Annotated in this window: 9 protein-coding genes; 6 read left to right on the top strand and 3 right to left on the bottom strand. The window is 41.7% G+C overall.

The features are described from left to right. The first annotated feature begins 13 nt into the window (after positions 1–13). The 5 genes from ACESM0_RS00395 (at position 14) to ACESM0_RS00375 (ending at position 7,762) form a co-directional block, all read left to right on the top strand. Complete coding sequence (locus tag ACESM0_RS00395) at positions 14–1,537, top strand: DUF5723 family protein (RefSeq protein WP_372902531.1); 1,524 nt, start codon at positions 14–16, stop codon at positions 1,535–1,537. A 199-nt stretch (positions 1,538–1,736) separates the two neighbouring features. After that, positions 1,737–4,277, top strand: a complete 2,541-nt coding sequence (gene lon / locus ACESM0_RS00390) for an endopeptidase La (protein WP_372902529.1) — start codon at positions 1,737–1,739, stop codon at positions 4,275–4,277. A 389-nt stretch (positions 4,278–4,666) separates the two neighbouring features. Continuing rightward, positions 4,667–5,575, top strand: coding sequence for a ribosome small subunit-dependent GTPase A (gene rsgA, locus ACESM0_RS00385; protein WP_372902527.1), 909 nt, complete (start codon positions 4,667–4,669; stop codon positions 5,573–5,575). Between the two features lie 198 nt (positions 5,576–5,773). Then, a complete protein-coding gene (locus ACESM0_RS00380) occupies positions 5,774–6,901 on the top strand; it encodes a DUF6588 family protein (protein WP_372902525.1) in 1,128 nt (375 codons plus the stop codon). A gap of 222 nt (positions 6,902–7,123) precedes the next feature. Beyond that, entirely contained in the window at positions 7,124–7,762 is a 639-nt protein-coding gene (locus ACESM0_RS00375) for a hypothetical protein (protein ID WP_372902523.1), read from the top strand. 176 nt (positions 7,763–7,938) lie between these two features. Here ACESM0_RS00375 and polA read toward each other — a convergent pair whose 3' ends face one another. Next, positions 7,939–10,674 (bottom strand): DNA polymerase I, encoded by a 2,736-nt coding sequence (gene polA, locus ACESM0_RS00370; protein WP_372902521.1) that lies wholly within the window; start codon positions 10,672–10,674, stop codon positions 7,939–7,941. Positions 10,675–10,774: 100 nt separating this feature from the next. Here polA and ACESM0_RS00365 point away from each other — a divergent pair, with 100 nt between their 5' ends. Further along, positions 10,775–11,605, top strand: coding sequence for a universal stress protein (locus ACESM0_RS00365; protein ID WP_372902519.1), 831 nt, complete (start codon positions 10,775–10,777; stop codon positions 11,603–11,605). Positions 11,606–11,695: 90 nt separating this feature from the next. On the opposite strand, the gene ACESM0_RS00360 is transcribed toward ACESM0_RS00365, so the two are convergent. After that, the gene (locus ACESM0_RS00360; protein WP_372902517.1) at positions 11,696–14,377 is read right to left on the bottom strand and encodes a BspA family leucine-rich repeat surface protein; all 2,682 of its coding nucleotides are present in this window, start codon (positions 14,375–14,377) and stop codon (positions 11,696–11,698) included. Positions 14,378–14,716: 339 nt separating this feature from the next. Continuing rightward, entirely contained in the window at positions 14,717–15,562 is an 846-nt protein-coding gene (gene nfo, locus ACESM0_RS00355) for a deoxyribonuclease IV (protein WP_372902515.1), read from the bottom strand. Positions 15,563–16,020 lie beyond the last annotated feature (458 nt).

Below are 16,020 nucleotides of genomic sequence, written 5' to 3'. Positions count from 1 at the left end.
CGAGGAAAATCCCTTGTTAAAATCTTTACGTACTGCCACTCTGGGAGTGGTTCTATCTTTATGTATGTCGGTTAGTGCTTTTGCCCAGATATCACTATCGGCCGAAAATATGGCTTTGGGTGGTGGTGGAACTGCGTACCTTACCGGTTACGAAGCGCTGTTTGTTAATCCCGCAAATCTGCACATACAAGAGAAAAATTATTCGCTTCAAATTTCTTTACTACAGGGCGGAGTTTACAACGAGTATCTTTTGCCGGAGACTGATTTCTCCGTAAGGTCACAACATTTTCGATCTGCGTTTCTACCCTACAAAAGCCTGAACAGTGATTATGAACTGATCGAAGCGGACAGAAGCTCTATTTTGAGAAGAAACTATCCCGGTTCTCGCAGGGTTGCACCATTTCAGTCAATGGCCGATCTGCACTGGTTTGGAGTAAAATGGCAGGGAGACAGAAAATCATACGCTTTATCTCTTCGCAGCAGAGTATTCAGTAAATATGAGCTGGGCAAAGGATATTTCTCATCTACAGCTGTAAAAGATGGCGATAACCTTTACTTCGATCGATCCTTCCGCCATCAATATCAGACAATGCATGAACTCTCTTTTGGATATGCTGAAACCTTTGATTTTTTAAGCGGGTTATCTCCTCAACTTTCGGAGTTCATAGTCGGAATTGCTCCAAAAATTGTTGTTGCAGGCTCACGCATTGATGCCCGCTACGACAATGTATACGAGTATCACGATGGTGATGAAAATTGGATAAGATCTGCCCAATATCAACAGGGCAGCACAGGATCTTTTACTGACAATCAGTCCCTCTTCAATCAAAATGATACGTTTTCATTTCTGGATGGTTCTTTCTCAGAACTTTCTAAACCGGCCGGCGTCGGTTTTGGCCTGGATGTTGGGATCACATACATGATCACATTCGGTGGAGATCTCTCCCTCCTTCAGCGAGAGAAGGCCACTACACGAAAGTCACTTCGGCTAAGCTTTTCAATTACAGATTTAGGTGCGATCTACCAGTTTGACAAGCCATACAAAATGGATTCGCAAGAGATTGAAGAAGAACTCACAGAACTCCCTGGAGTATCTGATATTAGATTTTCCGGTGCTCCAAATGAACATTGGTTCTTTCTAAATGATCAGGACGACACACCTTTTGAACTCAATTCTGACCGATCTGAGGATACATTCTACAGCATGATGCCGACATCCATTCAGGCCGGAGCTCTGTTTCAAATTAATAGGATTAAGCTGATGAGTGATGTACGTCTGCCTGTCATAAATCATGAATTTGCATCAAAAGCTCCTGTCGTATACTTAGGCACAGAGCTGAAACTCCTACCTTTTTTACCATTGCGCTTTGGTACACGCATTGCTCCGCATCTGCCCGGTTATTACACATTAGGTATAGGCTTCGAAAGCAAGTATTTTGAATTAAATATGGCATTAAAGGTTAAGAGTAGTCAGATTGGCCCCACGAATGAGATTGTTGGAGCATCTATGGCCGGAATCAAGATTTACATTCCATAGATCGTGTATCTACACTAATTTTTATTCGCTCTGCACGCGAGCGATAAGATGACTGACCAAGTGTCATGTAATATCTCGCTCCACTCAATATGGCAGAACAGAAAAAGAAGATATGACGTTATGGTACCAACCATATTTTTGGCTTCGAATTTGCGACTTATTAGAGAAACAGCTAAAAAAATTAATTTAAGTCATATACATGTTTGACCAACGGTTTAAAATACAGACGACATTTGACGATCAGGGCGAAAACTTCGATGATTTTGAACAAGCCATCCCCTTGATGAGTGAAGAGGAGGAAAAAAGGCTGACAGAATCAGAAGTACCTGATAATCTACCCATCCTACCCCTGAAAAATACAGTACTTTTCCCGGGTGTCGTTGTTCCAATTACGGTAGGCAGAGACCGTTCACTCGCACTGGTAAAAGAAGCTTATGAAAGTGATAAAACCATCGGTGTAGTCACGCAAAAAGATGAATCCGTTGAGGATCCTGAAGCTGCCGACATGTACAAGTACGGAACTGTGGCTCAGATTTTGAAATTGATCAAAATGCCTGATGGCAGTAAGAGTGTAGTCATTCAGGGTAAAAGCGTTATTGAAATTGAAAAGTTTACTCAAACGGATCCCTTCTTTCGGGCTGATGTACAACCCGTTCAGCAGGAAATGGATATAAGCGGAGTGGAGCTTGATGCTTCCATGCGATCCATCAAAGAAACGGCTAGTAAAATTGTAAATCTCTCTCCAAATATTCCGTCTGAAGCATCCATTGCTATCAACAATATTTCAAGCCCGGCATTTCTGCTAAACTTTATTTCTTCAAACCTGCAGGTTTCCATTGCTGAAAAACAGGGGATTCTTGAAATCAAAAAGTTTACCGAAAGACTCGAAAAAGTGATGGAGTTTTTGAATAAAGAACTTCAGGTACTGAATCTTAGCGAAGAGATTCGCTCTAAGGTGAAGACCGATATCGACGATCAGCAGCGCGACTTCTACCTCCGTCAGCAAATGAAGGCGATTCAGGAAGCACTTGGCGAAGATAGCGAGCAGCAGGATATCGAGAAGCTGAGAAATCGACTTGACGAGAAAGAAGGATTAAGCGATGATGCCATAGAAACTGTTGAAAAAGAACTTCAGCGGCTTGAAATGACGCCCAACTCCTCTCCAAATTATGGAATCATACATGCCTACATCGAGTGGATACTGGATCTGCCGTGGGGCGAATTTTCCGACGATAAGCTGGATCTGAAACGAGCCCGGAAAATCCTTGATGAGGATCACTACGGACTGGAGAAGGTCAAAAAAAGAATTGTGGAGTACCTGGCTGTTCTGAAATTGAAGAAAGATATGAAAGCGCCGATCCTCTGCTTTTACGGACCTCCCGGCGTTGGTAAAACATCCCTTGGTAAGTCGATTGCACGTGCATTGAATCGAGAGTTTGAACGATTCAGCCTCGGCGGTATTCATGATGAAGCAGAAATTCGCGGTCACAGACGTACATATATTGGTGCACTTCCCGGTCGTATTCTTCGTTCGATGAAAAAAGCCAGTAAAGGAAACCCGGTAATGATGCTGGACGAGATCGATAAGGTAGGATCTGATTTCCGCGGTGATCCCACATCAGCCCTGCTTGAAGTTCTAGACCCCGAGCAGAATGATTCGTTTATGGATAATTATCTGGAATTGGAGTATGATCTTTCAAAAGTTTTGTTCATCGCTACGGCAAATTCGCTGGATACCATTCCGGCTCCGCTACGCGATCGTATGGAGATCATCAATATCAGCGGTTATACACAGGAAGAAAAAACTGAGATTGCGAAAAAATATCTGATTCCAAAACAGATTGAGGAAAACGGACTTAGTAAAAAACAGTTCAAAATTTCTACCAAAGCGATCGAGAAGATTATTGATGAATACACACGTGAATCAGGCGTGCGTGGTCTTGAGCGACAAATCGGAGCTGTTTGCCGTAATGTAGCAGCACAAATTGCAAGTGACGATATCGAGAAAATGAGTGTTGGCGTAAACGACATTCAGGATATTCTTGGTAAACGTAAATTTTTCTCTGATGTAGCTGAGCGAACAACCGTCCCCGGTGTAGCCACCGGTTTAGCATGGACTCCATACGGAGGAGACATTCTCTTTATTGAAGCGAGCGTATCCAGAGGGTCCGGAAAGCTTCATATCACCGGTCAGTTGGGAGACGTAATGAAAGAGTCGGCCATGCTGGCAATCAGCTATCTGAGAGCTCGCTACGAAGAACTCAATATTCCTGAAGAGGCATTCAAATATTGGGATCTCCATATTCACGTCCCACAGGGCGCGGTTCCAAAAGACGGGCCATCGGCCGGGGTTGCACTGTTAAGTGCCGTGGCGTCAATCTTTACCCAGCGTAAAGTAAAAGGTACCTTGGCCATGACCGGAGAAATTACCCTTCGCGGAATGGTTCTGCCTGTAGGCGGAATCAAAGAGAAAGTATTGGCCGCTAAACGCGCCGGTATTGAGAAGGTATTCCTGCCGAATAAGAATGAGAAAGATGTTGACGAAATTGAGGAAGATGTAATCGGAAATCTTGAGGTTAAATATCTTGAACGAATGGAACCGATACTAGACCTGATACTTGAAGATGAAGTGGTTGAAGATCCAAAAGAGTTCTTTAAAGTTCCCGAATCTCATAAAAATCAGATTTCAGGCAACAACGCCAGTAACGATTCAACTAAAGAAGTAACTGTAATGGATTAATTTCTCAGGGGTCCATTGCCAGACATTTTAAAAGCCGGACAGATCAGCTCTGTTCGGCTTTTCTATTTTCTGCTGTAGAGTTCCTTGTAGTAAATCAGTCCGTAAAACCATGATTTTCCGAAAGGGAAATACCACTTGTTAAACTCTTCCCGACTTATCACTTCTAACTGATAAAATCTCAGGCTTTTTATATAAACACGATACAATCCGAAGTAGATCATTAAATAGAAAATCATCCATCGATTTAATTCTGAAATGAAAGTCCAAATCAAATAAATTAGAATAGGCAGAACAACGAATAAAATATATTTTATTGATGATCGCAGTTCGGTCCTTCCATCTGTAATTTTTAATTATCAAACTGAAGTTTTGTTCTCAGTAAATACTATATGAAAAAAGGCCGCATCATACAGTCCACGGGAAAATGGTACAAAGTCAGCTGTGATGGTGAAATCATCGACAGCCGTCTTCCGGGCAAATTTCGACTTGATAAAAAAGAGGTAACCAATCCTGTTGCCGTGGGTGATTATGTAGACATTATCGTCGGTGACGACGGTACCGGATCCATACAGAAGATTCATGATAGAGAGAACTACATCCCCCGTCAGGCAACTCACGGCCGCAGAGGCGAGCAGATCCTGGTCTCAAATGTGGATCGCGCCTGGATGGTTCAGTCCGTAAAACAACCCAAGCTGAATACCGGATTTATTGACCGTTTTTTAGTGACCTGTGAGGCTTATGAAGTGCCCGGCGGAGTTATCTTCAACAAGATGGATCTTGCCAAATCGGGTGGTAAAGCACATGTTCAGGAGCTTTCAGAGCTTTATCAGTCTCTCGGATATGAAACTGCCATCACTTCTGCGGAAACGGGTGACACCGATGATTTGAAAAGCAAGATTATCGGAAAAACATCTGTTTTCATCGGACCGTCCGGCGTAGGAAAAACCTCACTTCTCAATCAGATTGAACCCGGTTTACAACTCAAGGTTGGCGAAATATCATCCTATTCACAGAAAGGAAAACACACCACCACATTTGCCCGGCTCATTCCTCTCAGCGATGGTGGTTTTGTGGTTGATACACCCGGAATCCGCGAATTTGGATTGGTTGATATCGAAAAGATGGAGCTCTCACTATACTTTCCCGAAATGATCGAACCCCGTCAGAACTGCAAATTCTACAACTGTACGCACTATCACGAGCCAAAGTGCGGTGTGGTGGAGGCTTTTGAAGAAGGGAAAATTGCAGCCAGCAGATACCACTCTTATCTCAATATTCTTGAATCTTTGGAAAAATAAGCTGATAATTTCATTAATAATCCGTTCAAAATCTGTAACAATTGAAGGTTTTATTACTCATTTAATACAAATTGGAATAGGTAAAATACAAGTCAACTAATTTTAGCTGTTCCATTCATACAGATTTTTAATCATCGGTTTGATCTTTCACAATTATTTACAAACTTCTAAAATCGTATAAATAAATACATATCATTTATGAAAACTGTGCTACAGATAAAAAAATCACTATTTCTATTTGCAACTTGCATTTTTATATCCCTGGCAGGTGTAAATACAGCTTCTGCTCAATTTGATGATGCCGGTGAAATACTTCGTTCCGGTACAAATGATGCAAATTTACTTTTACAAGAGTATCTCAAACCATTTGCCAACGGGTTTGGTGCAGACCTTAACTCAGGGTGGATAAACACAGCAAAACCCTACGGCACACTCGGATTCGATCTGCGAATTAGTGCAGGTATAGCGATTGTTCCTACAGGCGACCGAAGTTTTAACGTGGATGAACTGAATTTCGAAAATCTTGAACGGGTAGACGGTCCGTTTGAAGCCCAAACTGCCTTCGGTGAGGATGTGCAGGGACCGGAAATGGGTGTTTTCGGCACAAACCCTTTTACAGGTTTACGAGAAGAGATCACTCGATTCACAATGCCCGAAGGAACAGGATACCCGTATGTGCCAGCTCCTATGATTCAGGGTACTGTTGGAATTATTAAAGATACGGATATCTCGATAAGATATATGCCGACCGTTACCGTAGAGGACATCAACACCAGCCTATTTGGTTTTGGTGTTAAGCATGGATTAAACCAGTGGCTTCCTGGCGGATCTGTTTTACCAGTCGATCTCTCAGTTCAACTCGGATACACTAATTTAAATTCTGATTTTGGGTTCGAGGTAAATCCAGAAGAGGGGCAGGACATTTACAACCCGTATGCAGGAAACCCCAGTTTGTGGGACGATCAGGCGCTTGAGCTTGAAGCCAGCGGATTTACAGGAAATCTCCTGGTAGGCAAAAACCTGCCTATCATTTCAGTGTATGGCGGTATTGGTTTTCAAACTTCAAGTATGACACTCAAGTCACCGGGCTCCTACCCTGTCACTGTTTTCAATGAAGATTTCAATCCCGCAGACAGTTCAGAAGAGACCCGGGAAAAAATAATTGAACGACTTGATGAACCGATCGATCTGAGTTTTGACGGATCAAACAGTATTCATGCTATGGCCGGTTTCAGATTGCGTCTTGCAATACTCACAGTATCCGGCTCTTATACCCTTTCCAACTATCCGGTTGCAAATATTGGTGTTGGCATAAGCTTTAGATAATATTTATCCGACTCTAACAAGCACGATTTGGGAAACTGAATCGTGCTTTTTTTATTCCAGATGATCTCTCAATAATAAATTCGGGTTCCCGACAGGCTATCTTAAGCATATCGCAGTCTAAATGAATCAACCAAAAAGTTATATCTGTTCTAATTACTTGATATATGAAACTAATCTGTTGTACGTTGTAATCGTATAGGTATAAAATAAAATATATATGTTATGAGTGTATTGAAGCCTTTCTTACTTCTAATCTCGCTATTCATTGTAATTGGCTGTGCCAGTACAGAGCCGAAAACTGAGAGCTCAAAATTTGAATTTCAGTTTGAGGATCAAACGTATGAAATTATCGGGTTGATCTCTCCCGATGGTGAGTCATTAAACGATCTTGTACTGCGTGATGACCGTGAAATTGTATTTTGGACCAGGGATGATAATCAGGACGGTACTATGGATCGCGTAATGCGGGGGGAGATCTCTTTAGAACGGGCGAACGAAATTTACAGAACCGGAATTCGTCTTGCAAATGAAGAGGGAAAGTATGAACAAAAACCCCATCCCAGAACTTTTGAGTTTGCCGACGAGCAATATATCTACACTTTGGTCACCGTAATGGGTGATTCTGAAGACAGTTACAATCTATTCTCCGTATATAACGTGGAAACCGAAGTGGAGACCAAATTGAGGGACAGCAACCACAGCGGTCAATTGGATGAAAACCAATTTGAGCATGAAGAGTACATTCGATGGCAGCGTCTCTATGAAAAAGCACTGGAAAAAGGAATAGACGAAAGAAGAATTCAACGAACGGATGAAGGTACTTATATCGTACTCGTGGACCGCGATTTGACATCACAATAAAGTGATTTTAATGATCCCCGAACCAACAGTGCTGCAATGAATTTGCTCAAGGAATTAAGAACTTAAGTGCGAGGTATAATATTTGAATTTGAGCAGTCAAAAAATCCTTTTATAACGTGAGTAAGGAGGGGATTTTTCAATGCCTTTACATTCATTTTATATTGAACTCACGTTAACTAGTGTGCCTCAAGCCAGTTCTCAGCCAAGCCAGTCTCTACATCCAAAGGCACTTTTAGCTCGTAGGCGCTTTCCATCATCTGCTCAATATTTAAAGGAACAGAATCTTTCTCATCATCATGGATTTCGAAAATCAATTCGTCATGAACCTGAAGCAACATTTTTGATTTCAGATTTTCATCCAGCAGATAATCGTGAATACGAATCATTGCCAATTTGATGATATCTGCGGCAGTTCCCTGAATTGGCATATTAATCGCTGTTCGTTCTGCAAATCCACGGACATTCCAATTTTTGGAATTGATATCCGGAATATATCGTCTGCGTCCCATCAGGGTAGATACGTACCCGTTCTCTTTAGCAAATTCAATCGTGTCATCAATATATGTCTTAATGCCGGGAAAGCGTCCAAAATACTGATCGATCATATCCTTTCCTTCAGAGTTGCTGATGCCCAGGCGCGACGCTAAACCGTAAGCACTCACTCCATAGGGAATACCAAAATTCACTTCCTTTGCTTTACGACGCTTATTTGGCGTTACATCCTCAATCGAATCAAGATTAAAAATCTCCTTAGCTGTACGTGCATGGATATCCTCTCCATTCTTGAACGCTTCAATCATATTTTCATCGCCTGACATTGAAGCGATAACCCGCAATTCCACCTGCGAATAGTCGGCAGCCAGAAGCTTAAATCCATCAGCCGGTACAAACGCTTTTCGAATTTCACGCCCTCTTTTTGTTCGTATCGGAATATTCTGAAGATTCGGATTAGACGAAGAGAGTCTGCCGGTTGCGGCTATGGTTTGATTAAAATTGGTGTGTATACGCCCTGTATCCGGATTCACCAGCTTTGGCAGTGCATCCACATAAGTGGATTTTAGTTTCGAAAGACTGCGATAATCGAGAACCATTGCGGGTACCTCATATTCACTTGCAAGCTCCGAAAGCACGGCTTCTGATGTGGAATATTGACCGGTTTTTGTCTTTTTTCCGGCCGGAATCTCCATCTTATCAAAAAGAACCTCACCCAGCTGTTTAGGTGAATTGAGATTGAACTCCTCTCCTGTTATCTCAAATATCTCCTTCTCTATCTTTTCAATATCGTTGTTCAGGTCTTCAGAAAATGCATTCAGCATCTCCACATCAATTTTTACACCCTTCTCTTCCATATCACCTAAAACTTCGATCAGAGGAAATTCCAGTTGATTAGCAATGTTCAGCAGCTCATCATCCTCAAGTTCCTTAATAAACTTCTCAAAGAGGCGATAGGTAATGTCAGCGTCTTCACAAGCATAGTTCACAATTTCTGTATAGGGAATATCGGCCATAGACTTCTGTTTCTTACCTTTGCCGATCAGTGCTTCTATAGCAACCGGTTCATACTTAAGATACTTTTTCGCCAGGGTGTCCATCTTCAGCCTTTGATTGGCATCAATCAGATACGCAGCTACCATCGTATCAAAAATTTCTCCCTCTAAGGTAAAGCCGGCCCTTTTTAAAATCAGGTAGTCAAACTTATAGTTGTGTGCAATTTTACGGCTCTCTGTATTTTCAAAAAGCGGTTTAAGCAGTTCTATTACCTCTTCTTGAGGCAGAGCATCTTCTACATTCACCGGAATGTACCAGGCAACTTCGGGTTTGGCACTTAGAGAAATACCCACCAGATTTGCAACCATCGGATCGGGGCTGTCTGTCTCTGTATCAAAACAGAGCTCTTTCGCATTTTCCAACTGTTTTACAACAGCTATGATCTCCTCTTTGCTTACAGCCAGATTGTATGCTACTGCATCTTCATTCAGAGATCCATTTTCATTGTCTTCTTCGTTTGAACCAAAAAGGGTACCCTGCCCGCCGGGCTCCTCCCCCAGATATTTCCTGGTTAATGTCCGAAACTCCATTCGCTTAAAAAAGAGTCCCAGCTCTTTCTTGTTAGGCCCTTCCCATTCCAGATCTTCCCACGGCTGTACATCCGGCACATCTATTTTGATACTTACCATCTCCTTGGCATGCATTGCCTGCTCGGCATGTTCTGTTAATCCTGTACGGTGCCTTTTGGATTTCATATTTGGGGCTTCCTCAATTGCTTTCTCAAGTGATCCGTATTTATTGATCAGCTTGGGTGCACCCTTTTTTCCAATGCCTTTTACACCGGGTATGTTGTCAGAAGTATCACCGATTATAGCCAGAACGTCGATCACCTTTTCCGGGCCAACTCCAAAATAGTCATGCACGCCATCACGGTCTATCACGATAAAACCACCGTTTTTGTTATCCGGTTTAATCATCGTAATGTGATCATCAACCAACTGCATAAAATCCTTATCAGGGGTTACGAGATACACATCAACGTGCTCAGCCTGAGCGTTGTAGGCAATGGTTCCTATGATATCATCCGCCTCATATCCGTCCTGCTGAATATTGTCTATTCCAAATTTGTCAATCATCTCCTTGATAAGTGGAATACCCACTTTAAGTTCTTCAGGCTGGGGTGGGCGATTCGCTTTGTACTGCTCATCCAGATGATGGCGAAACGTTGGGGCATGAGTATCCCATGCTACAGCAATGTGCGTTGGCTCCTCCTCTTCAAGCAATTTAGCCAGTGTATTTGCAAATCCGAGAATGGGTCCTGTTGCAATTCCTTCTGAATTCTTGAGTCTGCTGTTTATAAATGCGAAATGAGCGCGATACGCCAGTGCCATTCCATCGAGTAGGTATAACTTTTTTTTGGCCATTTTTTAAGCTAACTATTTTACTATTTTTACCTGAAGATATGATTTACGATGGATAACACAGAATATAGATTCTGATCATTCCATAACCCCGGTTTTACCTATGTCTACTATTACATCCATACTTGTTCCAACAGATTTTTCCAGCAAATCCGATACGGCTGTGCGTTACGCTTGCGAAATTGCTTCATATACGGGGGCGAAGGTCATGTTCATGCACGTGATTGAGCAGCCTTACGATTTTCCTTCGCGAGTAGAAAACGTATTAGAAAATAAAAAATCGGATAGTGCTAAAAAATTGTCGGAGCTTATAGATGGTCTTCATTCTACTGATGATTTTCGACACGTAAACATGAAAGGCTCTGTAGAAGTGGGAAGCCCCTCTACTATGTTTTTAAATGCGGCTAAAACCGGTGAGTTTGACATGATTGTTGTTGGTTTAGGGGGAGAACATGATCTAAAAAAAGCGATCTACGGCAGCATAACAAACAACATCTTACTGGAGAGCCCTATCCCTGTGTTTGCCATGTCTAAGCAGGTGGACTACAGACAGCCTAAACATCTGGTGTTTGCCACCGGTCTCCGGAATCAGGACATCAAACCAATCAAGCAGATGAAAAGATTCTCTATTGAGCTGGGAATAAAATTGAGAATTGTACATATCGTAGAGAAAAAGGAAATTCGTGAAGAGAAAGGGAAAAAATTCCAGAAAAAGCTTCGCAAAGAGCTAAAAGATGATACACTTCAAGTGGAATTTTATGAAGACAAATCTTTCCTGGAGGGTATAACCCGGCTAATCGGCGGTGATCAGCATACCATATTGGTTACTACCCGCTATAAAAGACGGTTTATAGAGTGGCTCATCACACGCAGCAACGCGCGGGTTCTTGCCCAGATTGCAGCTGTTCCTCTAATTATGATTCCGAACGATTAGATACCAAAATTTAAAAACCGCTGCTCTATTGAACAGCGGTCTCGTTTCTTTCCTGATATTTAAATTCAGAAGGCTATACGAATTTGATCTTTATTCCCCAGGGCAGGTTCCCCATACAGGTTTATAGCTTTCCTGCAAAATCGCATCCCCTGCTGCAAAACCTACCGGTTCTGAATTAATCAGTTCAACACACCAGTCGGTCAGATCTTGGTCAAAGGAGCTTGCATCAAAAAACATACGGTACATATCGGTCACGCTGTTTACGTCCCAATTGCCAATATCTTGATTAAATGCTCCATTACCATTAAACATGCGACTCATATCCGTCACGTTACTTACATCCCAGTTGCCTATATCCTGATCGAATACATACGCAGCTTCAAACATCTCGCTCATATTGGTCACATTACTTACATCCCAATTTCCAATATATTGGTTAAATTCTTTTGCCACACTAAACATTTGGTACATATTCGTCACGCTGCTTACATCCCAGCTGCCAATATCTTGGTTAAAACTTTCTGCCCAAAAAAACATCGAACTCATATCCGTTACGCTACTTACATTCCAGCTACTAATATCTTGATTGAAAGAAAGTGCACCCCTAAACATCTCATTCATGTCGGTCACACTACTCACATCCCAATGAGTAATATCTTCATTAAAATCCGTTTCATCCATAAACATATCATTCATTTCGGTTATGCTACTAGTACAGCTTGTTGAAGCATTATCCGGTGTAATCATTTCACGGGTACGTTTTGTATAAAGTTCATCATTTACATAGCCTATATCACCCACTTCAGCCTCCTTACAAAGGATAGTGATCTCATTTTCTGCAAGGGAAAACGCATCAGATGGACAGGTTCCCCATACAGGTTTGTAGTTTTCATTGAGGATAGCACTGTTTCTCGCAAAATTATCCGGTTCAGTATCTATAAGTCTGACGCACCAGCCTCGAAGATCCTGGTTGAAGGAAGAAGCGTTCCAAAATAGATTTCTCATGTCTTCCACGTTACTCACATCCCATCCACCAATGTCCTGATTGAATGAATCTGACAAGTAGAACATCCAACTCATATCTATTACATTGCTCACATCCCAATCGCTGATATCCTGATCAAATGACATTTCACGGAACATACTTTGCATTTCTGTCACTCTGCTAACATCCCAGCCACCAATATTCTGATCAAAAGATGTGGCTTTACTGAACATAGAGGACATATTTTCTACATTACTCACATTCCATTCCCCAATATCCTGGTTAAACGCCTCCGCTTGACTAAACATTATACTCATATCCGTCACACTGCTTACATCCCAGCCGCCAATATTCTGATTGAATGAAGAAGCTTTCCAAAACATTTTATCCATGAAAGTCACACTGCTAACATCCCAGCCACCAATATTCTGATCAAAAGATGTGGCTTTATTAAACATAGAGGACATGTTTTCTACATTACTCACATTCCATCCCCCAATGTCCTGATTAAACGCCTCCGCCTGATTAAACATCTTACTCATATCTGTCACACTGCTCACATTCCAGCCACCAATATTCTGATCAAAAGATGTGGCTTTACTGAACATAGAGGACATATTTTCTACATTACTCACATTCCATTCCCCAATATCCTGGTTAAACGCCTCCGCTTGACTAAACATTATACTCATATCCGTCACACTGCTTACATCCCAGCCGCCAATATTCTGATTGAATGAAGAAGCTTTCCAAAACATTTTATCCATGAAAGTCACACTGCTAACATCCCAGCCACCAATATTCTGATCAAAAGATGTGGCTTTATTAAACATAGAGGACATGTTTTCTACATTACTCACATTCCATCCCCCAATGTCCTGATTAAACGCCTCCGCCTGATTAAACATCTTACTCATATCTGTCACACTGCTCACATTCCAGCTGCCAATATCCTGATTAAACGAAGTTGCATTGGAAAACATTATGCTCATATACGTCACACTACTTACATCCCAGCCGCCAATATTCTGATTGAATGATGATGCCCCTGCAAACATTCTATCCATGAAAGTCACTCTATTCACATCCCAGCTATCAAGATTTTGGTTAAAGCTTTCAGCACCAACAAACATAGCGCCCATGTCAGTAACTTGACTTACATCCCAGTTGCTGAGGTCTTGATTGAAAGATTCTGCATTGTTAAACAAACTGCGCATCTTTGTCACACTACTCACATCCCAATGGCTGATATCTTCATTAAAACCAGTCTCACTTCTAAACATTTCATTCATATCAACTATACCGCTTGTACACGTTGTGGATGCATTTTCAGGGGAAATCATTTCACGGCTACGCTTGGTGTACTCTACCCCGTTTACTGTACCTGTATCACCGACTTCAGCATCCGCACACTTAATCGTGACTTCATTATCAGCCAAAAAGAATGGATCCATCTCTTCAAAATTGGCCGTCAGAGAGTAGTTCTTGTCTGCCGTAAAGGTCAGAGGATTCTCCGAACTCTCCAGGTCGCCCGTCCAGCCAGTAAAGTTATATCCGTCTTCAGCTTGAGCCTGCAGCTCCACTGTGTCTCCCTCTTCGTAAGTTTCACTGTCTGACGGGGTAATTTTACCGGCACCTGACGGGTTCAAATCGACCGATACGTTAAAGATTTCAGGTTCCGGCTCCTGCTCTCCGTTTTCCGGGCCGGATGGACCCGAATCTCCGCAGGAGATTAGATAAAGTGTAGCTATGAATAATATGATGAATAGTTTTAGTGATCGTTTCATAAATGAAGTAATTTCCCATTTGATTTTAATTTACACATAATTATATGCGTAATGTCTTGGGAAAAACTGTCATTAAATGATTAGCGATCACTTCATAGTCACACTTTACGTGCAAATTTTAGGGCATTTACTTACTATATTTCAACCGGAATCACTTTCAGTAAATCCGGTAATTAATTACAATTAAACCACAGGTTTAATCACGTATTCTTTTTGATAAATACCGCTGATAAAACAAAAAAGCCGATTAACAAAGTACAATGTGATCAGGTATACCAGATTTTCTATCTATTATATTTTCTACAAATTGATCCACAGTCAGGTTTAAGAGAGATTTTTTTACCTGCCTGCAAGCTCTTTAAGCCTAGCAATCTCTTCTGACCATCTTTCCGTATTTGGAGTTTCCAAAATCATAGGGATTCCGTTAAAGCGATCATCTTTCATAATCAGCTCAAAGGGAGTCCACCCAATAAAACCGTCGCCAAGGCTGTCATGCCTGTCAACCTGAGTTCCCAGCTCTTTTTTGGAATCGTTGAGATGCATTCCCATCAGTTTTTCAAAGCCAAGTATTTTCTCAAACTGCTCAAATGTGTCCTTAAACCCCTCTTCGGTAGAAATTTCATACCCGCCGGCAAACGCGTGTGCCGTATCAATACAAACGCCTACTCGGTCCTGATTATCTACCTGTTCCATAATCTCCGCTAGGTGCTCAAACCGAAACCCCATGTTTGTACCCTGACCTGCTGTGTTTTCAATGACGGCTTTGGTGAATTCGGTCTGATCCAGTGCAATATTGATGGATTCCGCAATACGTGATAAACACTCTGTTTCTGAAATCTTTTTAAGATGACTGCCGGGATGGAAGTTCAGAAGCTTAATTCCCAGCTGTTCACACCGTTGAAGCTCTATTAAAAAAGCATCTCTTGATTTTTGAAGTTTCGCCTCTTCGGGGTGACCCAAATTAATCAGGTAGCTGTCGTGAGGAATAACAGCATCCATGCTGTAGCCATACTTTTCGCATTCACTTTTAAACCCTTCAATATTTTCATTTGAAAGTGGCTTTGCTTTCCACTGACGCTGATTTTTAGTAAATAATGCGAATCCGGTCGCCCCGATTTCGTGAGCTCTTTGAGGTACATTTTCAACACCGCCTGCCGCACTTACATGTGCTCCAATAAACTTCATTTTCTATGATTTTTTTAGTTTTACTATTACCGCCTGAAGATAATGATGTAAGCAGTCAGAGTACAGAAATGAGATTATTGAATTCTATGGGTTTGCTGTTTTTATGTTTTCTCTCGATTCATCTCACTGAAACAGCCAAAGTTTCAGCGGAACTCAGCGATTTCATCTGCGTAAGTCTACGAGAAAATGAAAAAGTTTGATCGATGATATTCAAATGATCGCCTCTATCTTAATCATTTTTTTTAAACGAGCCCTCTGTTCGGCGATGATAATTATGATGCTCCAAACCCCGGGTTCCGTTTCACTTTACCAGGGGCTATTGTTGTAGCACCCCTACCGGGGTTTTATTCAACCAAAACTCGATCTAATAAACTACAGTTTTCTTATTCTTCAACATTTTTGGGCTCTAATCCACTCTAATTAATAACAGGCCTTTCTGTTCAGCATTGACAAACGAT

It is taken from the genome of Rhodohalobacter sp., from assembly GCF_041686455.1.
In the GTDB taxonomy this organism is placed as follows: domain Bacteria; phylum Bacteroidota; class Rhodothermia; order Balneolales; family Balneolaceae; genus Rhodohalobacter.
This window is presented reverse-complemented; position numbering and strand designations above follow the sequence as displayed.